The following is a 22,567-nucleotide window of genomic DNA, read 5'->3' on the forward strand; positions in this document are numbered from 1 at the left end:
GTGCCGTCCCTCAAGCCTTTACAGACGGAAGATCCCGTAGTGCGGATCGTCGATCGGTGCATTGAGCGAGGCAGAAATCGACATGCCAAGCGCGTTGCGTGTGTCCGCCGGATCGAGGATGCCGTCGTCCCACAATTCCGAGGTCGAGGTATAAGCCTCGACATCGCGCTTGTATTTTTCCAGCACCGGTTCGCGGATCGCGGCGATTTCTTCTTCGGTCAGCTCTTTGCCTTCGCGCTGAAGCTGCCGAATCTTGACGTCCGCCATGGTATTTGCGGCCTGATCCGCCCCCATCACGCCGATCTCGGCCTGGGGCCACATGAACAGCGTGCGCGCGTCCCAGGCCCGTCCGCACATCCCGTAGTTGCCGGCCCCGTAAGACGCATTGGCGATCACGGTAAACTTCGGCACGACCGAGCCGCCCTGCGCCATCAGCATCTTGGCGCCATCCTTGGCGATGCCTCGTTCTTCGTATTCGCGGCCCACCATATAGCCGGTGATGTTCTGGAAAAAGACCAGAGGCGTGCGGTTCTGGTTGCACAACTGCATGAAATGCGCTGCCTTGAGCGAACTGTCGTTGAACAGCACCCCGTTGTTGGCAAGGATGCCGACCTTGTAACCCCAGATATGGGCAAAGCCGCAAACCATCGTGGTGCCATAGTCGGGCTGGTATTCGTGAAAGCGCGAGCCATCGACGATCCGCGCCAGAACCTCGCGCATATCAAACTGGGTTTTCCGGTCCTTGGGGATGATCCCATAAAGCTCCTTGGGGTCGTAGTATGGCTCTTCAAAAGCGGCGGTTTCGATGATCGTTTTCGGGGTGCGCATCCATTGGCTGACAATCTCGCGCGCCAGTGAAAAGGCGTGTTGTTCGGTCGCGGCGCGATAGTCGCCGGTGCCCGATACCGAGGTGTGCATGACCGCGCCGCCAAGCTCCTGAACACCGACCTCTTCGCCGGTAGCCGCCTTGACCAGCGGGGGACCGCCAAGGAAAATCGCGCCTGTGCCTTCGATGATGATGTTGTAGTCGCTCAGCGTCGGCACATAGGCACCGCCAGCCGTGCAGTGTCCGCCGACCACGGCAATCTGCGGGATATTGGCCTGGCTCAGCTTGACCTGGTTGCGGAACACCCGCCCGCCCAGATACCGGTCGGGAAACACCCCGTGCTGCAGCGGCAGGAAACCGCCCGCGCTGTCGCAGATATGGATGACCGGCAGACGGTTTTCCAGCGCGACATCCAGAAGACGCACGACCTTTTTCACGGTATGCGGATACCAGGCACCGCCCTTGACGCTGGCATCATTGGCATGAATGGCGACCTCGCGGCCTTGCACGATGCCGATCCCCGTAACCACGCCTGCGCCGGGCACCACCCCGTCATATTCACGACAGGCCGCCAGGGTTGAAAATTCCAAAAACGGAGTGCCGGGGTCCAGCAGCAGTTTCAACCGCTCGCGCACGCCCAGTTTGTTCTGGCGGGCGAGGCGGTCGATATCGCGTTGCGGACGTTCGAAACGCGCCGCGTGCTGGCGAGCGTGGAATTCCTTCAGCCGTTCAGACATGGCGGCGAAATTTGCCTTGTAGTCGGCGGCATTGGTGTCGATCTGACTTTCAATTCTGCGCATGGTCACTCCTCCTCCGGAGCCAATTGGGCCAGGATGCCTTTCAGACCAAAACTGTCGCCTTCGGCGAATGGCATTTCGGCAACGACCCCGTCGCGCGGCGCCGTCAGTGTGGTTTCCAACTTCATGCTTTCGATCACCAGAAGTGGCTGGCCTTCTTCAACCGCATCGCCGGGTTTAACCGCAACTGACACCACGACACCCGGCATGGGCGCCACCAATCGGTCGTCGCTCGCGCCACCGTCGCTTCCGGCCAGGCGTTCGGCGGGATCAACCCGCCCGACTTCGTAGGTTCGCCCGTCCATGTGTACAAAAGTTGCTTCCGGCCCCACGGCCAGTCGCAATTCGCGCACAACACCCTTGGCCCGCAGCTTGTAACCGCCCGGCAGACCCGTCGGGTCCAATTGGCAGGCAACAGCGCCAGTGGGGGTGTTGAGCACGAACCGGCTGCCATCATGACCCAGCCAGCAATCAGTCTCTTCTCCGTCGATCTGAAAAATCCGTTGCATCAGTTTCTCCACCCACCCATCTTGCGGTACATTTCCGGTATCTGCATTACGTCACTCACCAGGCGCTCGTCCGATAGGGCCGCCGCCGCTATCAGCAAGTCAGAGACATCTTCGCCCGGCGCGGTTAGCGTTTCGGATTGTTCAGCCAGGAAGCCAGTTGAAACGTCACCAGAGGCGAAATCCGGATGTGCAAGGATTGCATCCAGGTAACCGGTGTTGGTCGTTACCCCGAGAATCACATAGCTTTGCACCGCGCTCCGGGCACGGGCGATGGCCTGCGCGCGATCCGGGCCATGCACGATCAGCTTGGACAACATCGGGTCGAAGTCGGTCGTTACCTTGCCGCCATCCAGAATGCCGCTGTCTACGCGGATCCCCTCGCCCTGGGGTTCGTCCAGCAGCAGGATATTGCCGATCGCGGGGCGAAAATCGGCGGTCGCATCCTCGGCACAGATGCGCAGTTCGATCGAGTGTCCGGTTTGGGGAATATCCGCCTGCACGGCGCTCAGCCCGTCGCCCGCCGCGACACGCAGCTGCTCGGCAACCAGATCAAAGCCGGTTACCATCTCGGTCACCGGATGTTCGACCTGAAGGCGGGTGTTCATTTCCAGGAAATAAAAGGCCCCATCCTGTGCATAGATGAATTCGACAGTCCCTGCCCCGCGGTATTTGACGGCGCGGGCAATTCCGGCAGCGGTCTCGCAGATCTCATCCCGTTGCTCGGGGGTCAGCGCCGGTGACGGCGTTTCCTCGATAATCTTCTGGAACCGGCGCTGGATCGAACATTCACGTTCCCAGAAATGGACCACGTTGCCCTGTCCGTCGCCCACCACCTGCACCTCGATATGGCGCGGGCGTTCGATATAGCGTTCGACGAAAAGCCGCCCGTCGCCGAAATATCGTTCGCCTTCGCGGCGCGCGGTTTCGATTTCGGTCTCCAGCGTGCTGTCCTCGCGTACGACGCGCATGCCCTTGCCGCCACCGCCGGCCGAGGGCTTGATGAGCAGCGGATAGCCAACGGCGCGGGCGCGTTCGACAAAGCTCGCCGGATCATCATCCTCGATGGCCGAGGGGGCGACGGGAAACCCGCGTTCCTCGACGAAGGCGCGGGCGCGGACCTTGTCCCCCATCAGGTCGATGACCTCGGACGTCGGGCCGACAAAGGTCACTCCGGCTTTTTCCAGCGCCGCGACAAAACCGGCATTCTCTGACAGAAAGCCATAGCCGGGATGAACCGCGTCCGCGCCGATCCCTTTGGCGGCTTCGACGATCTGAGGAATATCGAGATAGGCGGCCACGGGCGTCGGGCCGTCGATCATCACGACCTCATCTGCGATCAGATGCGCCGGCCCCTCTTGCTCGGCGACATGACGCAACACGGCAGTCGCAAGCCCGCGGGCCTTAGCGGTGCGCAACACGCGCGCCGCGATCTCGCTCCGATTGGCGACCAGGAGTTTCGAAATGGTCATGGTGTCGTCCTCTTAGTTCCGGGCCGCGGCATTCAGTCCGTCACGTGCGGCCAGATCGGCTGGCACGGGAATTTCGATATCAAGCAGCATCTGCGCGAACCCTTTGCCCTGCGGGTCTATGCGGACCGAGGCGATGCCGCCACCGCCAAGCGATTCATGCAACAGGAAATTCAGCGAATGGCTTCCAGGCAAGTCGAACCGTTCTACCCTGCCGTCGCAGACATGGGCGAAATAGTCCTTCACCACCTCTTCGCTGAGAGCCGAGCGGATATATGGTAGGTAGTCCGGCTTGCGCGCGAGGATGCCGATATTGGCGATGTCCCCCTTGTCGCCCGAGCGGCCCCAGGCCAAATCGACGAGGCGGACCTTGACAACGTCCGGACCGGGCTCGCGGCTATCTGCGGGCGGTGCGGCAGGCGGATCAAGGTGGACTGGCGTAGTGGCCACGCTCACGGGCACATCCTTGCCGTCGACCTCGACCGCGACGGGGGTTTCGGCCTTGCTCTGAAGGAAGGAAAATAGACGGACCACCGGCTGCACCTTTGGCCGTCCGGCGAAGAACCCGGTCAGACCCTGCGCGGTCGAAATCGCCATCGGTGCGATTTCGCCGGCAAAGATGTTCAGCGCGGCGCGATCGTCATGGACCGCGCCGATCTTGAGCACCACCTCGCGGGTCCGGGCGCGCGCATTTGCGCCATAGGCCGCCTCGGCCCCCAGCACCTCGACGCTGACCTGCCGGAAATCTCCCATGTTGCGGTCGCGGAAAATCCGGCGACAGCGGGTCAGGATCGCCTCGGCCACACGTTCGGCCTTGGCGGGTGCGTCAATCGCGGCCAGTGTCAGGGTAGAGACCGCGCGCCAGCCATCGGCATGGGTCGCCGACACCTTGTAGCTGTCGGTGCGCCCAAGCCCCCTGCCGCCCTTGACCAGCACCCGGTCGGGTCCGACCTGTTCCAGGGTGACCCCGGACCAGTCGCAGATCACGTCGGGCAACAGGTAGGCGCGCGGGTCCCCGATTTCATAGAGCATCTGCTCTCCGACTGACCCGGGCACGACCAGCCCGCCGGTGTCAGGCGTCTTGGTCATGATGAAACTGCCGTCTTCGGACACCTCGACGATGGGCATGCCCATATTGTCCCATCCCGGCACGTCCTGCCAGTCGGTGAAGTTGCCGCCGGTTCCCTGGGGGCCGCATTCGATCAGGTGGCCGGCCAGCGATCCCTGGCTGAGCTTGTCCCAGTCATCGTCGCCCCAACCGTATTCATGCATCAGGGGACCAAGCGCGACCGCGCTGTCGGCGCAGCGTCCGGTGATCACGATGTCGGCCCCGGCATCCAGCGCGGCAGCGATGGGGCGGGCACCCAGATAGGCATTCATGCTCCAGATATCATCTGGAAATGCGACACCCGAGAACATTTCCGTCTGACCGTTTTTGCGAATTTCATCGGCCCTGGGCAACAGGTCATCGCCTAGCACGACGCCGATGGACAGATCGATCCCGGCCTGGGCGGCGGCTTTGGCAAGCGCATCGCTGCAGCCACGCGGGTTCACGCCCCCTGCATTGGCAACGACCTTGATCCCTTTTGCCTTGATATCCGACAACCAGGGTGCCAGCGCCTTGACGAAGTCCGGCGCATAGCCCGACTCGGGCGCTTTGGCGCGGGCCCGCGCCATCAGCGACATTGTCACCTCTGCCAGATAGTCAAACACCAGATAGTCGATCTCGCCCTTTGAGACCAGTTGACCGATCGCTTCCGGCGTATCGCCCCAGAAGCCCGACGCGCATCCGATGCGCAGCTTTCGTTCCGACATATTCCTCTCCTCCCCGTTTGATCAGCGGCCCGTCCATTCGGGTTTGCGCTTCTCAATAAAGGCATCAAAGCCTTCGCGCGCGTCTTCGGTCTGCGCCACACGCGGTAACAGTGTTTCTGCAAACCGCATCTGCTGCGGATAGGTCATGTCCTCCATCGCGTGACAGGCGTATTTTCCCAGCCGGATCGCGCTCGGCGACTGCGCGGCGATCTGGGCAACCAGTTCTGCAACCTTGTCGTCCAGCCCCGCGGCATCGGTCACATAGTTGACCAGATTGAACTGCAGGGCTTCCTCGGCCGTCAGAGGAACGCCAGTGATGAACATCTCCATCAGCCTCCGCCGGGGCAGCACGCGCATCATGGGTGGCACGATCGTCATGGGAAACAGACCCACCTTCACTTCCGGCGTTCCGATGCGGGCATGATCCGCCATCACAGCCAGATCGCAGGCACAGATGATGCCCGCTCCTGCCCCCATCGCGACGCCATTGATGCGCGCGATCGTTGGCTTTCGGCACGCCTGTATCGTCTCGAACAACCTTCCGGCAAAATGATCCGGGTCCGCCGGATCCTGAACAAACGGGCCGCCATCCGCCCCCGCCTTGATGTCGCCCCCGGCACAGAAGGCGCGCTCGCCCTCGCCGGTCAGAACGATCACGCGGCAATCGCTGTCCCTCTCGGCAGCACATATGGCGGCCATGATCCCGTCTGCGACCTCACGGTTGAGGGCATTTCGATTGTCAGGACGTCGAATCGTGATACGCACTTCTTTGCCGAGCGCCTGCGATTGAACAACGCTCTCAGTCATTTCCGAAGCTCCCCCCCCTCTGTATTGCAGGACACCGCGCTTTCTTACGTCAGGTCGTCAAAAGCTTGGCTTGATCTATTTTCTAACATATGTTTGATTTTGGTCAACACGGCGGACGACATTTTTCGGGAGGATGATATGACCACTCAAAGTGAGGCCATCTCGGCTGATCTGGAAGCCATCAGGGCGAACTATTCTTTGACTGATGAGCAACGGCAGATCGTCGATCACGTGGATCGGGTGTCGCGCGAGGTGCTACACCCACTGCAAGCGCGTATGGATGACGAGGAATGGTGGCCCGATGATCTGTTCAAGCAGATGGGCGAGCTGGGCCTGCTGGGGATTACCGCACCCGAAGAGCTTGGCGGATCGGGACAGAACGAGTTCACCCAGGCGCTGGTGTCCGAGGTGATTTCGAAGTGGAATCCGGCTGTGGGCCTCTCACACGGGGCGCATGACAACCTGTGCCTGAATAACCTGCTGCGCAATGGATCCGAAGAGCATGTGAAGAAATACGTGCCGGGCCTTTGCTCGGGCGAGCTGGTTGGTGCTTTGGGCCTGACCGAACCGGGTGCGGGATCCGATGCGCTCGGATCCATGGCCACAACTGCCCGCCGCGACGGTGATGATTATGTCATCAACGGCTCGAAGATTTACATCACCAACGGCCCCATTGCCGATGTGATCCTGCTTTATGCCAAAACCGACAAGTCGAAGGGCGCCAAGGGCATTTCTGCTTTCATCATCGAGACGGACAATCCCGGTTTCAAGGTGGCGCAAAAGCTTGACAAGATGGGCTTTCGCGGCTCGCCAACCGGAGAACTGGTGTTTGAGGATTGCCGCGTACCCGCATCCGCCATGGTTGGACCGGAAAACACCGGCGTTTCGGTGGTAATGAGCGGGTTGGATCTGGAGCGTGCTATGGTTGCCTCAGTCTGCGTTGGCATGGCCGAACGCGCCCTGGAACTAGGGCTGGAATACGCCAAGATTCGCGAACAATTCGGCAAACCGATTGCAAGTTTCCAGATGATGCAGTCGAAACTGGCCGAGATCTACACCGAGGTCGAAACCGCGCGCGCATTCGGTTATCGGGCACTGGCCGCCTGTACGGGCCTACCAAAAGGGGCCGGGGGCCGTGGCGAAATCCACAAACTGACCGCGGCGGCCTGTCTTTACGCAGGCGAGGCATTCAACAAGGCGGTGACCGAAGCCTGTCATATTCATGGTGGCTCTGGCTACATGCAGGACACCGAGATCAACCGGCTGTTCCGCGCCAACAAATTGTTGGAGATCGGCGCGGGAACAAGCGAAGTCCGCAAGATCATCATTGCCGAAGAACTTTTGCGCGCCTGAGGGGGACGAGACAATGAACAAGCAACTGCGCAACGACACCGCTCTGCCAACACATTTCATGACGGACGAACAGCAGGCCCTGGCCGATCAGGCCGGCAAGTTCTTCATGTCCGAATTCCACCATCTGAATGCGGAAATGGACGATACTGATGACCTGCCGTCTTCGGTTTTCCCCAAGCTGGGCGAAATGGGCTACCTGGGACTGAACGTGCCGACGGAATTCGGCGGTGCCGGGCTCGATTTTACCTCGGCCTGTATCATCACCGAGGAAATGTCGCGCGCCTCGGCGGCCATCGGACTGACCCATGTGGCGCACGACAACCTCTGCGTCAATAATATCTATCGCAACGCCAATGACGAGTTGCGCCGAAAATACCTGCCAGGTCTGTGCGACGGCACGCTGGTGGGTGCCCTGGGTCTGACCGAACCCGGCGCGGGGTCTGATGCGCTTGGCTCGATGCGGACCACGGCCAAAAAGGATGGCGACGACTACATCCTGAACGGCGCCAAGATCTACATCACCAATGGGCCGATTGCCGATCTGGTGCTGGTCTATGCCAAGACATCGCCCGAAAAAGGGGCCAAGGGCATTTCCGCCTTTATCGTGGAAACCGACACGCCCGGTTTCAAGGTGGCGCAGAAGCTGAACAAGATGGGATTCCGGGGCTCGCCGACGGGCGAACTGGTATTCGAAGATTGCCGTGTTCCGGCCAGAAACATGGTCGGCAAGCTGGATGGCGGGGTTGCCGTTACCATGTCCGGACTTGATCTGGAACGTGCCATCGTCTGTTTCAACGCTCTGGGCATTGCGCAGCGGGCGCTGGATATTTCCATCGATTACGCCAAGACACGCCAGCAATTCGGCAAACCGATCGCCAGTTTTCAGATGGTTCAGGCGATGCTGGCCGACATGTATACGCAGATCGAGGCCGCGCGGAGCCTGTCCTTGCGCACCGCTGCCATGTGTGAAGGCCTCGAAGAGGGCGAAGGCGGGCGCGGCGAAATACACAAGCTCACCGCTGCGGCGATCTACAAGGCCGCTGAGGCGACATCCTTCGTGCTGGACAAAGCTGTCCAGATTCACGGCGGCTCGGGTTACATGCGTGATACAGAAGTGAACCGGCTATACCGGACCGGTCGCGTGCTTGAAGTCGGCGCAGGCACCCAGGAGGTTCGCAAACTCATCATCTCTGGCGAATTGCTGAAGAACTAGGGGCGGAACATGAGCGAAGCGAAATCAAGGCGTTACGCGTCGGATCTCATGGCGGGTCAAGTTGCCCTGGTCACGGGGTCCGGATCTGGAATGGGCCGGGCGACGGCGATCGAAATGGCCGCTTGCGGGGCAAGGCTTGCGCTGTTCGCGCGCCGCGAAGAGCCGCTGGAAGAGACCGCCGAAATGATCCGGGCGGCGGGGGGCGAGGCCTTTGTCGTGCCCGGAGACACCCGCGACGAAGACAGTATCGAAGCTGCGATGGGGCGGATCAAGGACCACTATGGGCAGTTGGATGTTTTGGTGAACAATGCCGGCGGCCAGTATATCGCGGCCGCCCGCGATATCACCAACAAGGGCTTCGAAGCCGTGATCCGCAACAACCTGATCGGATCTTGGCAGATGACCCGGGCAGCGGCGGATCACTTCATGTACGACAATGGTGGATCGGTTGTGTTTGTCACCGCCATCTCTGCGCGCACCGCGCTTACCGGCTTTACACACACCGTCGCCGCCCGCGCCGGTGTGACGGGCATGATGAAAACGCTGGCCGCCGAATGGGGCGAGTACGGCATCCGGCTGAACTGTGTCGCGCCGGGCACGATCAAGACCGATGCGCTTGGCCGCTATCCGATTCCGCCGGAACAGTGGAAAAAGCTGAACCGCTCGGTGCTAAACCGGATGGGGGCGGCCGAGGACATCGCAGGCACGATCATTTTCCTGGCCTCGAAACTTGGCGGTTTCATCACCGGAGAAGACATTTATGTAGACGGCGGTGAGACCTTGCATATGGGTCATGACGCGCGGGACATGATCAACCCCGCGATGTTCGAGAAACGCGAACGGGGAGATGGCAAGAATGAATAAACAGCCCGTCCTTCTGGAGATTTCCGACAGGATCGCTACGGTTACGCTGAACGACCCCGAGCGGCGCAACCCGGTCACCGGCAACGACATGATCGCTGCCCTTCTGGAGACCTTCGCCAAGGTGCAGGCCGATCCTCAGGTCAGCGTGATGATCCTGACCGGGGCCGACCCGGCCTTTTGTGCAGGCGGGGACATCAAGGAGATGAACGATCCCGACAGCGTGTTCCGCAAGGAGCCGCTGGCGGCGGCGCAGAGCTATGTTGATGGGGTGCAGCGGCTGCCGCTTGCGCTCTACAACATGGATATTCCGACGATCGCCGCAGTCAACGGCCCGGCGGTGGGCGCGGGGTGCGACCTGACCATGATGTGCGACATGCGCATCGCGTCAGAAAAAGCAAGGTTCGGCGAGGTGTTTCTGAATCTCGGAATCATTCCGGGCGATGCGGGCAGCTGGTTCCTGTTGCGTCGTCTGGGCCACCAGAAGGCCGCCGATCTGACCTTCTCGGGGCGCATGGTCGAGGCCAAGGAAGCGCTGGAGCTTGGTATGGTGCTTGAACTTGTGCCTCATGAAAAATTGATGGAACGGGCCCGTGAACGGGCCGCTGTCATCGCCGCGAAACCGCCGCGCGCGGTGCGGGTCGCCAAGCGTCTGATGCGCAATGCCGAACGGATGGACCTGCCGGATTTCCTGAATTCCGCAGCGGCCTATCAGGCGCTCATGCATCAGACCGAAGACCACCACGAGGCGGTTGCTGCGTTCGTCGAAAAACGAAAACCCAATTTCACGGGGCGTTAAAGGAAAGATCGCATGTCAGACATCACCCAAATGAAGATGGAGCAAATCGCGCAGATGTGGAATGCGCGCGGCAAGGGTCTGATAACGCATATGGCGCTTGAGATCGAAGAGGTCTCGACGGAAGGTGTTCGGGTTCGGATGCCGTTCAAACCGGACTTTTGCGTCGATGCGGAACAATCGCTGCTCCACGGTGGTATCCTGACGGCACTTCTGGACGGTGTCTTTGGACTGGCGAACTTTGTTGCCATCGAAGGCGTCAGTACCATGGCCACTCTTGACCTCAGAGTTGATTACCTGCGCCCGGCCCGTTCGCGCGCGGATGTCATCGTTCAAGCGCATTGTTTTCGCAAGACCCGCCACATCGCCTTCAATTCCGGTAGCGTCTGGTTCGCGGGCCATGAGGATGCTGAAATAGCTAGGGGAACCGCCTCGTTTGCATTGACGCGCGGCGAAACCAGCCTGTTTGACGCAATGACAAAAGGAAAAACCTCGTGATGGACGTGCAAACTGTCAATGCCAATGTATCCCGGGTGCCGTTCTTCCGATTTCTCAACTTTGAGGTCAGAAGTCTAGACAGTCTCCATGCTGAGGCGGAAATGACCTTTGATGACCGCCATATCGGTAACCCGATCATGGAGTACTACCATGGCGGCATAATCGCGAGTTTTATGGAGGCCACCGCCGCCATCGCGGTACAGCCCGATTTCGCCGACGTTCCGGCCAAGCCGATCAACCTGACCGTCGATTACCTCAGACCCGGTGTGAAGGGACCGCTTTTTGCGCGCGCTAACGTCACGCGCAAAGGCAAGCGGATGGCAAGCGTCAGCGTGCTCAGCTGGCAGACGGATCGGGAAAAGGCGGTTGCCGAAGGGCTGTATCACTTCCTTCTGGTCTGACCGGGGCAACCGCTTTCAGGGCTACCTTGTCCTGTGGACGGGGTCGCTTCCCGGTTACAAATGCCTTCCAATAGCAGATTGATGAGCATGCTGGAGAATTCAGGCAGTGATAGATATCCTTCCACTCCTGCCTTGTTCGGGTCGAACCATTCCACCGTCCAGTTTAAGGCACCCAACATCACTTGGCGCAAGGGGACGATCTTGATATCCGACCGTATGGCACCGTCGTCCTGAGCTTCACGGAGTATCCGATCCCAGAGTTTTCCATACTCATGGCGAATACCCCTGTGCCTCTCCCTGAAATGATTGGGGAGCATTCCATAGCTTCTGATATTCGCCGAGGTGAATTCACTTGCCTTGAAGAGGAAATCCAGGTGCGCCCAGATTGCAGTCGCTATCTTGGCGTGATGATCGTACGGGGCATCGAATTTCCGAACGGCGGCTTCGACACCTGATAGCAAGTCCCTCAGTCCGGCGTTTAGAACTTCGTCGACGATCGCTTCTTTGGAGTTGAAATGGTAATAGACGCTTCCCGCTTTCATGTCCGCTTCTTCCGCGATCTTTCTCAGCGTGGTCGCCTTGTAGCCATTGTCCCTCAGAACGCGCGCTGCGGCCTTTAGAATTTCTGCACGGGTGTTAGCCGCCTTGCCGTCGGGATCCGGGGTTTTGGCGGGAGTGGCGGGGCACAGCTTCAAGCCTCCGGTACCCGCCTTGCGATGTGGACACATTCCGTCAAGTATCAGCTTACTCATTCGTTCCGCGAGGATGCGCACCGGATACTTGTCGACATCGTACCATTCTACGGTCCAGTTCATGGCACTTAGGATGAACTGGCGGATCACAGCAGTGGATATGTCGCTTCGAAGGTGGCCGGCGCGTTTGGCGTCATTCAGGAATTTGCCCCAGGCCCCTGCATATGATGCACGCAATTCGCGATGCGGGGCGCGTGTTTCGTCCGACAACATCGGATAGTTCCGAATATTGGCTGACGTGAAGTCGCTGTCGGTCAATAGGTAGGTAAGGTGTGTTTCAATCAGCAGTCTGAAAGTCTTGCGAAAATCCTCCGAACTTGTCGGTGCCGACCGAACGATTTCACTGACCGCCTGATATAGTTGACGGACGCCAAGATCGAGAACATCGCTCAGAATCTGGTCCTTGGATTGAAAATGATAATAAATGCTGCCGGCCTCAATGCCAGCTTCCTGCGCGATGTCGCGCATAGTCGTTGCGTGATAGCCTTCATACCGAAAAAGTCGCGCAGCCGCCGAAAGGATACCCTCACGTGTCCTCTCAGACTTGCTCAAGTCTTCGCTCAGTGTCCTGGGGGGGTCAGTCTTGTGTACCATTTCATTTCGATACTTGCGGGACACGAGACTGTCCATTGCATTAAATCTAACAAATGTTAGAATAATCCAAGGAACGTTCCGAATCAAGTTCTTGACAAAGGTTTATCGGAAGAGGAGGACCTCCATGCGAGGGTTGAGTGGAAAACGGGTCATTGTGACCGGCGGTGGAAGCGGCATTGGCCGCGCAGTTTGCGAACGGTTCGGCGAAGAGGGCGCCGAAGTTGCCGTTTTCGATCTGAACAAGGATGGGGCGGAGGAAACTGTCCGACTGATCACCGAGGCTGGCGGGAAGGCGCAGGCCTTCAAGGCGGACATCACCGACCGTGCCCAGGTCGACAAGGCTGTAGCCGAGTTCGAAGCCGGGGGTCCGGTCGATGTGCTGGTGAACAATGCCGGCTGGGACGTGATCAAACCGTTCCTCGACACCGATCCCGACCTATGGAAAAAGGTCATCGACATAAATCTTTACGGTCCGCTGAATATGCATCACGCGGTGCTTCCGGGCATGGTCAAGAACGGCGGCGGCCGTGTGGTCAACATCGCGTCCGACGCCGGACGCGTCGGATCATCCGGCGAAGCCGTGTATTCGGCCTGCAAGGGTGGCATCATCTCGTTCACCAAAACCGTAGCGCGCGAACTGGCGCGTAAAGGTATTCAATTGAATGCGGTCGCCCCCGGCCCGACCGATACGCCGCTGTTCGCTCAGGTTGCCGAGGGCGAGGCCGGTCAAAAGATCGCCGAAGGTCTCAAGCGGGCGATTCCGATGAAGCGTCTTGCGCAGCCGACGGATTACCCTGGCATCATCTGCTTCCTGTCGTCGGACGACGCAGGGTTCATTACCGGCCAGGTGATTTCGGTTTCGGGCGGCCTGTCCATGCACGGTTAAAACGCTGGCAGCAGCGCCGGACTCAAGGCGCTGCTGCCATACCGTGCCAAGAGTTACCTCCCCGACTGGCCGCGCCTTATGTGCGGCCCTTTTTCATTCTAGAAAGGTTGCGAATGTTTCAGCCAGGCTCTGACATCCAGCGGACAAGCACGCTGACCGCATTTCTGAGGGGCTGCGGCATTGACAGTTACGAGGAACTCGTCCGCCGTTCGAATGAAGACCCAGACTGGTTCTGGGGCCAGATCATTGACCATGCCGGGATACGGTTCGCGCGGCCCTACAGCCGGTTGCGAGATATCTCCGAAGGGCCCGAATCGATCCGGTGGGCCGTCGGGAGTACTTTGAATCTGACGGAAACCTGTCTTGACGCCCGAATTGCCGATGGCTTGGGCGACAAGGTCGCAATCGACTGGGTCGGCGAAGACGGAAGCCGCCGCCGCTGGACCTATTCCGACCTTACCGCCGAAGCCTCCCGCGTCGCCTCGGCCCTTGCCACGCGCGGTGTAAGGCCCGGTCAGGCGGTGGGCATCTATATGCCGATGATCCCCGAAATCGAGGCCGCGCTTCTGGGTATTGCCCGGCTGGGCGCGGTTGCGGTTCCGCTGTTTTCCGGTTTTGCGCCCCATGCCATCGTATCGCGCCTGAACGACGCGGATGCCGTGGCGGTGTTGACGGCGGATGCCACACCCCGGCGAGGCAAGCCGGTCTGGATGGAAGCGACCCTTGCCCAGGCTTTGACCGACGTACCATCGGTTCATACCGTGATCAGCCTGCGACGGTTCGGCGATGCGGTGGCCGATCCGGCCCGCGATCTGGACTGGACCGAAACAGTGGGCCGCGCCAGTCCGGAGTTTGCCGCCGTTCCCGTCAGTGCCGATGACACCTTTCTCATCGCCTATACATCGGGCACCACCGGGCGGCCCAAGGGTGTCGTGCATACCCATTTGGGCGTGCAGGCCAAGGCCACGGCCGATTTCCTGCTTTGCCTCGACATGAAACGGGATGACCGGCACCTCTGGATGACCGACATGGGGTGGGTCATGGGACCGCTCACCCTTTTATCGGTGCTCTTGTCCGATTCGACTCTGGTGCTGGCCGAGGGCGCACCATCAATGCCCGGCGATCCCTTCAGGCTGCTGCGTCTTGCGTCCGAGATGGAGGTCACGCATCTCGGTGTGGCCCCGACCCTGGTACGGCAGTTCATGACGCAGGATACTGAACCCTTGTCGGGCTACGACTTGTCGCCCCTGCGCATCGTCGCCTCGACCGGCGAGCCCTGGACCGACGACGCCTGGCTCTGGCAACTGGATCACATCTGCCGCCGCCGCGCCGTGCCGCTGAACATCTCGGGCGGGACCGAGCTTTTTGGCGCGATCCTGACCTCGACCGTGCTGCACGAGCTCAAGCCCGGCGGATTTTCGGCCCAGGCCCTGGGTGTCGGGGCCAAGGTTCTGCGCCAGGACGGCCGCGAAGTCGCACCGGGGGAGGTCGGGGAACTGGTCGTGACCCAGCCGCCTCTGGGTCTGACCCCGGCCATCAGGGGGGACCGCGATCGCTACCTTGACACCTACTGGTCCACCTTCCCCGGCCTCTGGCGGCACGGCGACTGGGTGCGCTGCGATCCGGACGGGACATGGTATATCCTGGGCCGGTCGGACGACACGCTGAACATCGCCGGCAAACGCATCGGCCCGCCCGAGATCGAGGCGGCCCTGACCGAAACCGGAGAGGTGGTGGACGCCGCGGCCATCGCGGCACCTGATGACATCAAGGGCGTGGCTGTCGTCTGCGTCTGCGTGGCGGCACCAAATGTGTCGCCGGACGCGGAGCTCGTGAACCGGCTCAAGGATCGTGTCGGGGAGATCGTCTCGAAACCCTTCCGCCCGCGCGAGATCCACTTTGTCGAAGCGCTGCCCAAGACCCGCAGCATGAAAACCATGCGCCGTGTCGTGCGCGCCGCCTTTCTCGGTGAAGATCCAGGCGATCTGTCGTCGATCAGCAACCCGGAAACCATTCAGCCCATCGCAGACCTGCAAAAGGAAAAGTCATGATCACTGTTTTCGGAGCCACGGGCACGACTGGTGCGCCCCTCGTCGACACGCTTCTGGCAAAAGGCGCGACCGTGCGCGCTGTCACCAGCGACCTCTCAAAGTTAGACGCGCTAAAGGCCAAAGGATGCGAGGCGGTCGTCGCGGATTTCACCGACCCTGCCGCGCTGGCGCGGGCCTGTGACGGGGCAGAAAAGATATACCTGGTCACGCCTGCCCATCTGAACATGCGCCAGTGGAAGGCGAACGTGATCGAGGCGGCCAAGTCCGCGGGCGTGCGCCATATCGTTTTGGCCACGGGGCTTGGCGCGTCGCCCAAGGCGGGGCTGACCTTTGGCAAATGGCATTCGGAAACCCAGGAACTGCTGAAGCAAAGCGGCCTTGACTGGACCTTTGTCCAGCCGACCTATTTCATGCAGAACCTGCTGTGGCAGGCCGGCAACATTGCAAAGGACGCCGTGTACTATGACGATCTGGGCGGCCCCGTGGCCTGGATCGACGCCCGCGACATCGCGGATGTCGCCGCCGAGGCGCTGACCGCTCCGGGGTACGAAGGCAAGGTTCTTGGCCTGACCGGGCCCGAAGCTCTTGCAGGGGATGACATCGCGGCCCTTCTGTCCGGGGTGACGGGACGAACAGTGTCGTGCGTGTCCCTGTCGGCCGAGGATGCCAGGGCGGGCATGGTGGCCGGCGGAATGCAGGACGAGGTCGCCGGGGCCATGGTCGAACTGGCCTCTATCGCGCCCAGGGGCTACCTAGCCGGCATCGAGACCACGGTCAGCGAGGTGGTGGAGCGCCCGGCCCGCCGGTTTGCCGATTTCATCGCCGAAAACCGGAATGCTTTCGTCAAGTAACCTGATGGCGCCGCCGCTTTATCTGGAACTGGCGCCGCCTGACGAAGCGGCCAAACAGATCGACCATTTGTTCGTGTTCCGCGATACCGGTGTGCTGAGCGGTGGTGGACGCGGGCGGTTCGCAACCGACCTCTTTACCCTTTCGGTAACGCGCGACGACAGCGGCGGCGGGCGCGTATCGCTGGCAGAACCGCGCCCCTATTGTTCGCCCCGCCCAAGGCCATTCCTGGGTGTCGTGGCCGGGCTGCGACTGTCGTCACGACCGCAGCGATTTCCCGACTCCAAAGTGCTGGACATGCTGGCCTCTGAACTGGCCAGGGTTCAGACCGGGGACGATGACCTGCCTGCGCTCATCGCGGTGCTTGACGGCCTTGCGAGAGACCTGCGCTTTGCCGCACCACCCGGAGCTTACAGCCACCGGACCAAACGTCGAAAGGTGCGGGCGGAAACCGGCGTGTCGCGGCTAGCGACCTTGCGACGCTTTCGCCGGGCTCTCGGGCAGCTTGCGTCAAGACCCTGCCGCTGAGCGATCTGGCGCTGGACGCCGGATATTACGATCAATCTCACTTGTCCGCCGCTTGCCGGATCTTCGCCGGCAAACCGCCCGGCGCGTTGCGCGCTCTGTCTATTCCGCGTCGTTTTGACCTTTTGCTACAAGATACGCGCCCCAAAGACCGCCTAGGGTCAGGACTCATAGCCAATAGATGACGGTTGCGGCGAGAGCGATTGCGGAGAGGAAAACCTTTGGGCACCTGTCGTATCGGGTCGCCACACGCCGCCAATCCTTTAGCCTGCCGAACATGATCTCGATACGATTGCGGCGTTTGTAGCGCCGCTTGTCGTATTTGACGGTCTTCTTGCGCTGTTTTCGACCGGGGATGCACGCGCGTATCCCCTTGTCTTTCAACGCTTCCCGGAACCAGTCGGCGTCATAGCCGCGATCCCCGAGCAGCCAGTCGACCTTGGGCAAGCTGCTCAGCAGAGCGCGGGCGCCGATGTAATCGCTGACCTGTCCGGCAGTCACGAACAGGTTCAGAGGCCGCCCCTGGCTGTCGCAGATGGCGTGCAGCTTGGTGTTCATGCCGCCTTTGGTGCGGCCAATCAGGCGTCCACGCCCCCCTTTTTCGCGGCCAGGCTGGTCGCTGTCCGGTGTGCTTTCAGATAGGTTGCATCGATCATGACAGTCTTCTCTTCGACATGTTCCGCAGCGAGGCCGGCCATGATCCGGGCGAAGACGCCCTTGTCGCTCCATCGCTTCCAGCGGTTGTAGAGCGTCTTGTGCGGGCCATATTCTCTGGGCGCATCGCGCCATCGTAACCCATTGCGATTGATGAAAATAATCCCACTCAGAACCCTGCGGTCATCGACCCGAGGTTTGCCGTGGGACTTCGGAAAATAGGGTTCCAGACGCGCCATCTGCGCATCGCTCAACCAGAAAAGATCAGACATGTCACCGCTCCGTTTTCGGAGCCGTGAATCACGCGCCCGGCCAGAAATCAATGGGTCCTCACCCTAGACTTCAGAGCTTTGAGAGTAGCGAGGCCAATTGAGCGGCGTCTTTGGGTTTCAGCTTTGCGCCGATCCTTTCCGACAGAACCCGTTCATAGATCGGCCACATCGCCCTCCTGACAGATTTACCCTTTTCAGAGATAGAAATGTTTTGACCTCGCCCATCTTCCAAGCAGTCCTGTCGGTTCACCAGCCCTGCTTTCACCATACGGTTCAGCAACCGCGATGTACCGTATTGGGGTAACAAAATCCGGTCTTTGAGTTCGAATGGCCGGAGTCCGTCCGGGCCTGCCTTCTCGAGTTCGAGAAGCGCGTCATACCATGCAATTGGCGGGTATCCTGCCGATTTCAGAGACGTTTCGACAGCCTCAAGCAAAACGCGGCTTTTAGTCATGAGGGCTGTCCAGGCGGCCTCAGTAGCATGGTCAATCTCGTTCATATCCAGCACCTATCATGTACATGCAAGTGCATCAACCTTGACATCGCATGTGACGCGCTATATATAGATGCAACTGCATCGACATATAGGATCATATCATGTCACAATCGCACCTCACAGAATTTGGGATATTCCTGCTCCGTATAGCACTCGGGATCATGTTCCTGGCGCACAGCCTGTTTCTCAAGCTCTTCATTTTCACACTTCCCGGAACGGCGCAGTTCTTCATTTCGATCGGGCTGCCCGGCTGGTTTGCTTATATGGTCTTTGCAGTCGAGGCGATTGCCGGTGCCCTTTTGGTCCTCGGCGTACAGGCTCGGTGGGTCGCGTCGGCGACCGTGCTCATCCTGGCCGGTGCGACCTGGGCTCACTCCGGAAACGGCTGGATGTTCGGATACGAGAACGGCGGGTGGGAATACCCGGCCTATCTGACGCTGCTTGCCATCGTGCAAGGGCTTCTGGGCGACGGCCGTTTCGCCCTCAGCCCTTCCTTCGCGCCCGGTAACGTGCAGATGGCGGGAGAGACAACATGAGCCTCCACCTCATTAGCCATGCGCTCTGCCCATATGTGCAGCGCGCGGCGATCTCGCTCACTGAGAAAGGTGTCACGTTCGAGAGAACTGACATCGATCTTTCGAACAAGCCCGACTGGTTTCTTGCCATATCTCCGCTGGGCAAGACGCCTGTCCTGGTTGTGGACGGGACGCCGATTTTCGAATCTGCGGTTATCCTCGAATATCTTGAGGATACACAACCCCACGCGCTTCATCCGCACGACGCTCTCGATCGCGCCCGCCACCGTGCCTGGATTGAATTTGGATCTGCTGTCTTGAACGACATTGCGGGGTTCTACTCGGCGCCGAACGAGAAAGCGTTGGAAGAAAAAGTGGCGGCGCTCCGCGCAAAGTTCCTTCGGCTGGACGCGGAGCTTGGGGAGGGACCATGGTTCGATGGCCACCGGTTCAGCCTCGTCGATGTCGTATTCGGCCCGGTCTTCCGCTATTTCGACGTTTTTGACACCATCGGAGAGTTTGGCGTCTTCACAGGGCTTGCCCGTGTAAGGGCCTGGCGACATGAACTGGAGCGTCGGGTTTCTGTGAAGAATGCCGTCAGTGAAGATTACCCGACCCTTCTGCGTGACTTCATCAGACGGCGCAATTCTTACCTGTCCCAGATCATGCAGACAGGAGGGCCGAAGAAGACAGTTACACAGGTGCGATCGGCTGACCGCTGATCACTTGATATCGTTTTGTCGGGCCGCAGTACAGAACCGGACGTTTGAGGTCGCTTGGCGAATGTCCTGTGTGGATGGCTCCTGCATAGCAAGACATTTTTGATTTGATTTGTGCATTTGTCAGAAGCAGTCATGTGTCCGGCCTGTTTGCGCGGTTTTGACCGCTGGCCCTGATGGGTTCCGCAAACCAAGTTCCTTACAGCTTAGCGGGCTATGACGCCCGGGACATTCGGCGGAGTGTCTTGGTTTTGGCGGCAGACTTATGCACCATCATCTCGCAGGTTTTGCTAACTCGTTGTTCCTTTCTTCTCAGACTGCCGCACGGGGGCTGTAGGGTTCGTCGCGGGTTAGGACAGCCCAGACGATCCGGGCGGTCTTATTGGCCATGGCGACAGTTGCGACACGGGCGGGTTTGCGTTCGAGCAGTGACGTCAGCCACTTGCTGGCACGTTCGGGGTGGGACCGTGTTTGTCGGACCAGGGATGTCATGCCGACGACAAGCAAAGAGCGTAAATACTGGTCGCCCATCTTGGTGATCCGCCCCAGCTTTTCCTTGCCTCCGCTGGATTTATTTGCAGGCGTCAAGCCCAGCCAGGCGGCGAACTCCCGGCCATTGCGGAACTGGTGCCCGTCGCCGATGCTGGCGATGATCGCAGAAGCCGTCACCGCGCCGACGCCGGGAATCGTGCGCAACAAACGGACACGCGCATCTTCTTTGGCCACTTGCTTGAGGCGCTCTTCATACCATCGGATCCGTTTATGCAATGCCATCAACTGTTCTGACAGGTTGCGGATCACCTCATTGGCGATGTCTGGCAAATCGAGCACTTCACCCAGTGTGATATCCTCAGCAAACCCAATCACGCGGGCCAGTCCTCTGGGGATGTAGATGCCGAACTCGGCAACCAGTCCTCGCAAGCCGTTGATCAACTGCGTTCTTTGACGAACCAAAAGGTCGCGCGCCCGATGCAGCGACAGCAGGGCTTGTTGCTCAACCGTTTTAATCGCCACAAAGCGCATGGTTGGGCGTGTCACCGCTTCGCAGATTGCCTCCGCATCAATGGCATCAGATTTCCCACGTTTGACATAGGGCTTCACATACATCGGTGGGATCAAACGCACCTCGTGGCCTAAGGCCGTCAATTCGCGGGCCCAATGATGGGCGCTGCTGCAAGACTCCATGCCGATCAGGCAGGGGTCCAACTTAGCAAAGAACGGCAGAAACTGTGCCCGTCTCAGGGGCTTGTTGAACAACACAACGTCGTTCTCTGCGATACCATGGACTTGGAAAACGTTCTTGGCCAGGTCAACGCCGATTGTGGTAACTTGCATGGGGTGGCTCCTCTCAAAGCAGATTTAGACACCTGCATTATGGCGCATTGCGACGCCGGTTGAAGCAGGAGCCATCCACCCCATCAGCTTTGTCCCGCACATCGGATAGTCGCCGACTTTCCCTTGAAGGCCCGCAGCAGCCCCAACCGGCAATTGCCGGCAGTCCATGCCCGTCCGTGCGATGCGCCGGGTTACTGCTGCCCCCACAGCGCAACCGGGAACAAACCACCGATCGCACTGATGAATGGCTCAGGGATCTACGAATCCTCCTGAGCTCAAACCCCCGGAAAACCCTAGCCGTGTAGTCCGACAGAGGGCTGCGCTTCAATCGCGGGTCAATCTATCCCAGATGGTGGATCACTTTCAGGGGGTTACTCCAAAGGGCGGGGATAAGAAGCTCGTGGCAACGAGGACAAGAACGCTTTTATCGCTATTGGGGCGAACCGGCGTGGCTGGCTGACGATCGGGTCGGAGCGAAAATTAATCTGCGAGCCGGGCTTCGAGGATATGCCGCTGGATCTTGCCACTGGTCGATCTGGGAAAATCCTCGAACGCGATGAAGCGAATTTCGCGTGGTCGCTTATAGCCAGCCAGGTTCTCGCGGCACAAATTCATCAGCGCCTCGGCATTCGGCCCGTCCTTGCTGCAGGCGACAAAGGCCACCGGGCTTTCCCCCCATTTCACGTCGAATGCCCGCACTATTGCGGCATAGACCACGCCGGGATGAGATAGAAGCACACGCTCGATTTCCGCAGGATAGACGTTCTCGCCGCCCGTCTTAATCAAGTATTTCGCCCGATCCACAAAGTCGACGGTGCCGTCCGCATTGCGCCGGAACAAGTCTCCCATGTGGAAAAAGCCGTTGCGAAAGTCGCGGGCGTTGGCGTCGTCGGCGTTCCAGTAGCCTGAAAACAACGTCGGGCCCCGCACAGCCATTTCGCCAGGCGTTCCTTCCGGGACTTCGCGGTCGTCGGGATCGACCAGCCGTACCTCGCAAAAGGCGCTGATGCGTTTGGAAAGCCGGTCCGGGGTCACACCCGGCGCGATCAGATCGGCGGTTCCCGGCGGCAGGCCGGTTTCGGTCGCCCCGAAGGAATTCAGGTAAGGCGTGTCCAGAAGACCGGTCAGTTCCGCGATCTGATGCGGCGGCACCAGATCGGCCATAGCCCCACAAACCTTGATGCCCTTTACCGGCAAAGGGTTGGCGCGTCGTTCGGCAATAAAAGCTTCCAGCGCCCCGGGCATCATCACGAACCAGCCGATCCTGTGGCGTGACAGCGCCTCGTTGATGACGGCAGGCCTCAACCCGTCCACCATCACCACGGTCCCGCCCCGCAGGATCGTCGCCAGCGCATGATCGGTGGAGGCCATGTGGAACATCGGCGCCCAGGCGATGAACCCGTCGCCGGGATCCAGCGCCAGCTGGGCCGCAAAAACCATGGATCGGGTGATATGCGCGCGGTGGCTGATAAGCGCCCCCTTGGGCAGGCCCGTGGTCCCCGAGGTATAAAGGGATCGTCAGACCAGCTTCTGGTTCGTCGACCATGGTTCCGGTGCGCGGGTCCGGCTCGACCCCG

The 22,567-nt window shown here is 60.1% G+C and carries 22 protein-coding genes; 12 read left to right on the plus strand and 10 right to left on the minus strand.

Annotation, left to right across the window (positions count from 1 at the left end):
* Positions 1–18: 18 nt before the first annotated feature.
* The 5 genes from RBB32_RS15200 to RBB32_RS15220 are packed head-to-tail and all read right to left on the minus strand — an operon-like array spanning position 19 to position 6,220.
* Complete coding sequence (locus tag RBB32_RS15200) at positions 19–1,626, minus strand: acyl-CoA carboxylase subunit beta (RefSeq protein WP_043753618.1); 1,608 nt, start codon at positions 1,624–1,626, stop codon at positions 19–21.
* Between the two features lie 2 nt (positions 1,627–1,628).
* Positions 1,629–2,144, minus strand: coding sequence for a biotin/lipoyl-containing protein (locus tag RBB32_RS15205; protein ID WP_306153969.1), 516 nt, complete (start codon positions 2,142–2,144; stop codon positions 1,629–1,631).
* Positions 2,132–3,601 carry an acetyl/propionyl/methylcrotonyl-CoA carboxylase subunit alpha gene (locus RBB32_RS15210; RefSeq protein WP_306153971.1) on the minus strand — a complete coding sequence of 490 codons (1,470 nt, stop codon included), beginning with the start codon at positions 3,599–3,601 and terminating at the stop codon, positions 2,132–2,134. Before RBB32_RS15210 ends, RBB32_RS15205 begins: the two co-directional genes overlap by 13 nt.
* Before the next feature lie 12 nt (positions 3,602–3,613).
* Positions 3,614–5,413 carry an acyclic terpene utilization AtuA family protein gene (locus RBB32_RS15215; protein WP_306153973.1) on the minus strand — a complete coding sequence of 600 codons (1,800 nt, stop codon included), beginning with the start codon at positions 5,411–5,413 and terminating at the stop codon, positions 3,614–3,616.
* A 21-nt stretch (positions 5,414–5,434) separates the two neighbouring features.
* A complete protein-coding gene (locus RBB32_RS15220) occupies positions 5,435–6,220 on the minus strand; it encodes an enoyl-CoA hydratase-related protein (RefSeq protein ID WP_043753629.1) in 786 nt (261 codons plus the stop codon).
* 138 nt (positions 6,221–6,358) lie between these two features.
* On the opposite strand from RBB32_RS15220, the gene RBB32_RS15225 reads away from it, so the two are divergent.
* The 6 genes from RBB32_RS15225 to RBB32_RS15250 are packed head-to-tail and all read left to right on the plus strand — an operon-like array spanning position 6,359 to position 11,342.
* Positions 6,359–7,573 carry an acyl-CoA dehydrogenase family protein gene (locus tag RBB32_RS15225; protein ID WP_152467198.1) on the plus strand — a complete coding sequence of 405 codons (1,215 nt, stop codon included), beginning with the start codon at positions 6,359–6,361 and terminating at the stop codon, positions 7,571–7,573.
* A gap of 13 nt (positions 7,574–7,586) precedes the next feature.
* Complete coding sequence (locus tag RBB32_RS15230) at positions 7,587–8,786, plus strand: acyl-CoA dehydrogenase family protein (protein ID WP_152467138.1); 1,200 nt, start codon at positions 7,587–7,589, stop codon at positions 8,784–8,786.
* A 9-nt stretch (positions 8,787–8,795) separates the two neighbouring features.
* Positions 8,796–9,650 (plus strand): SDR family NAD(P)-dependent oxidoreductase, encoded by an 855-nt coding sequence (locus RBB32_RS15235; RefSeq protein ID WP_057796873.1) that lies wholly within the window; start codon positions 8,796–8,798, stop codon positions 9,648–9,650.
* A complete protein-coding gene (locus RBB32_RS15240) occupies positions 9,643–10,446 on the plus strand; it encodes an enoyl-CoA hydratase-related protein (RefSeq protein WP_152467137.1) in 804 nt (267 codons plus the stop codon). The genes RBB32_RS15235 and RBB32_RS15240 overlap by 8 nt, the downstream gene beginning before the upstream one ends.
* A gap of 12 nt (positions 10,447–10,458) precedes the next feature.
* A complete protein-coding gene (locus tag RBB32_RS15245; protein WP_306153979.1) occupies positions 10,459–10,941 on the plus strand; it encodes a PaaI family thioesterase in 483 nt (160 codons plus the stop codon).
* Complete coding sequence (locus tag RBB32_RS15250) at positions 10,941–11,342, plus strand: PaaI family thioesterase (RefSeq protein WP_028093915.1); 402 nt, start codon at positions 10,941–10,943, stop codon at positions 11,340–11,342. Before RBB32_RS15245 ends, RBB32_RS15250 begins: the two co-directional genes overlap by 1 nt.
* Here RBB32_RS15250 and RBB32_RS15255 read toward each other — a convergent pair.
* Positions 11,324–12,724, minus strand: a complete 1,401-nt coding sequence (locus tag RBB32_RS15255; RefSeq protein WP_306153983.1) for a TetR/AcrR family transcriptional regulator — start codon at positions 12,722–12,724, stop codon at positions 11,324–11,326. The genes RBB32_RS15250 and RBB32_RS15255 overlap by 19 nt on opposite strands.
* An 88-nt stretch (positions 12,725–12,812) precedes the next feature.
* Here RBB32_RS15255 and RBB32_RS15260 point away from each other — a divergent pair, with 88 nt between their 5' ends.
* The 4 genes from RBB32_RS15260 to RBB32_RS15275 all read left to right on the plus strand — a co-directional run bounded on the left by RBB32_RS15260 (position 12,813) and on the right by RBB32_RS15275 (position 17,002).
* Positions 12,813–13,574, plus strand: coding sequence for a glucose 1-dehydrogenase (locus tag RBB32_RS15260; RefSeq protein WP_306154068.1), 762 nt, complete (start codon positions 12,813–12,815; stop codon positions 13,572–13,574).
* Positions 13,575–13,687: 113 nt separating this feature from the next.
* A complete protein-coding gene (locus tag RBB32_RS15265) occupies positions 13,688–15,625 on the plus strand; it encodes an AMP-binding protein (protein WP_306153985.1) in 1,938 nt (645 codons plus the stop codon).
* Positions 15,622–16,476: an SDR family oxidoreductase gene (locus tag RBB32_RS15270; protein WP_043753641.1), complete on the plus strand. Its 855-nt coding sequence runs from the start codon at positions 15,622–15,624 to the stop codon at positions 16,474–16,476. The genes RBB32_RS15265 and RBB32_RS15270 overlap by 4 nt, the downstream gene beginning before the upstream one ends.
* Positions 16,460–17,002: an AraC family transcriptional regulator gene (locus tag RBB32_RS15275; RefSeq protein ID WP_306153987.1), complete on the plus strand. Its 543-nt coding sequence runs from the start codon at positions 16,460–16,462 to the stop codon at positions 17,000–17,002. Before RBB32_RS15270 ends, RBB32_RS15275 begins: the two co-directional genes overlap by 17 nt.
* A gap of 165 nt (positions 17,003–17,167) precedes the next feature.
* Here the strand turns inward: RBB32_RS15275 and RBB32_RS15280 are convergent.
* Positions 17,168–17,925, minus strand: a protein-coding gene (locus tag RBB32_RS15280; protein ID WP_306153989.1) for an IS5 family transposase whose coding sequence is annotated in 2 segments (ribosomal slippage) — positions 17,168–17,601 and positions 17,601–17,925 — 759 coding nt in all. Because the reading frame shifts where the segments join, the coding sequence is not laid out codon by codon here.
* Positions 17,926–17,995: 70 nt separating this feature from the next.
* Positions 17,996–18,424, minus strand: coding sequence for a MarR family winged helix-turn-helix transcriptional regulator (locus RBB32_RS15285; RefSeq protein ID WP_232237122.1), 429 nt, complete (start codon positions 18,422–18,424; stop codon positions 17,996–17,998).
* Between the two features lie 98 nt (positions 18,425–18,522).
* Here RBB32_RS15285 and RBB32_RS15290 point away from each other — a divergent pair, with 98 nt between their 5' ends.
* Both RBB32_RS15290 and RBB32_RS15295 read left to right on the plus strand, forming a co-directional pair.
* Positions 18,523–18,957, plus strand: a complete 435-nt coding sequence (locus RBB32_RS15290; RefSeq protein ID WP_306153992.1) for a DoxX family protein — start codon at positions 18,523–18,525, stop codon at positions 18,955–18,957.
* Entirely contained in the window at positions 18,954–19,658 is a 705-nt protein-coding gene (locus tag RBB32_RS15295) for a glutathione S-transferase family protein (protein WP_043753650.1), read from the plus strand. The genes RBB32_RS15290 and RBB32_RS15295 overlap by 4 nt, the downstream gene beginning before the upstream one ends.
* Before the next feature lie 309 nt (positions 19,659–19,967).
* Here the strand turns inward: RBB32_RS15295 and RBB32_RS15300 are convergent, their stop codons facing one another.
* Both RBB32_RS15300 and RBB32_RS15305 read right to left on the minus strand, forming a co-directional pair.
* Positions 19,968–20,990, minus strand: coding sequence for an IS110 family transposase (locus RBB32_RS15300; RefSeq protein WP_306153995.1), 1,023 nt, complete (start codon positions 20,988–20,990; stop codon positions 19,968–19,970).
* Between the two features lie 480 nt (positions 20,991–21,470).
* Positions 21,471–22,478 (minus strand): class I adenylate-forming enzyme family protein, encoded by a 1,008-nt coding sequence (locus tag RBB32_RS15305; protein ID WP_371931073.1) that lies wholly within the window; start codon positions 22,476–22,478, stop codon positions 21,471–21,473.
* Positions 22,479–22,567 lie beyond the last annotated feature (89 nt).

Origin of the sequence: Roseovarius sp. MMSF_3281 (genome assembly GCF_030733685.1) — a bacterium.
GTDB lineage: Bacteria > Pseudomonadota > Alphaproteobacteria > Rhodobacterales > Rhodobacteraceae > Roseovarius.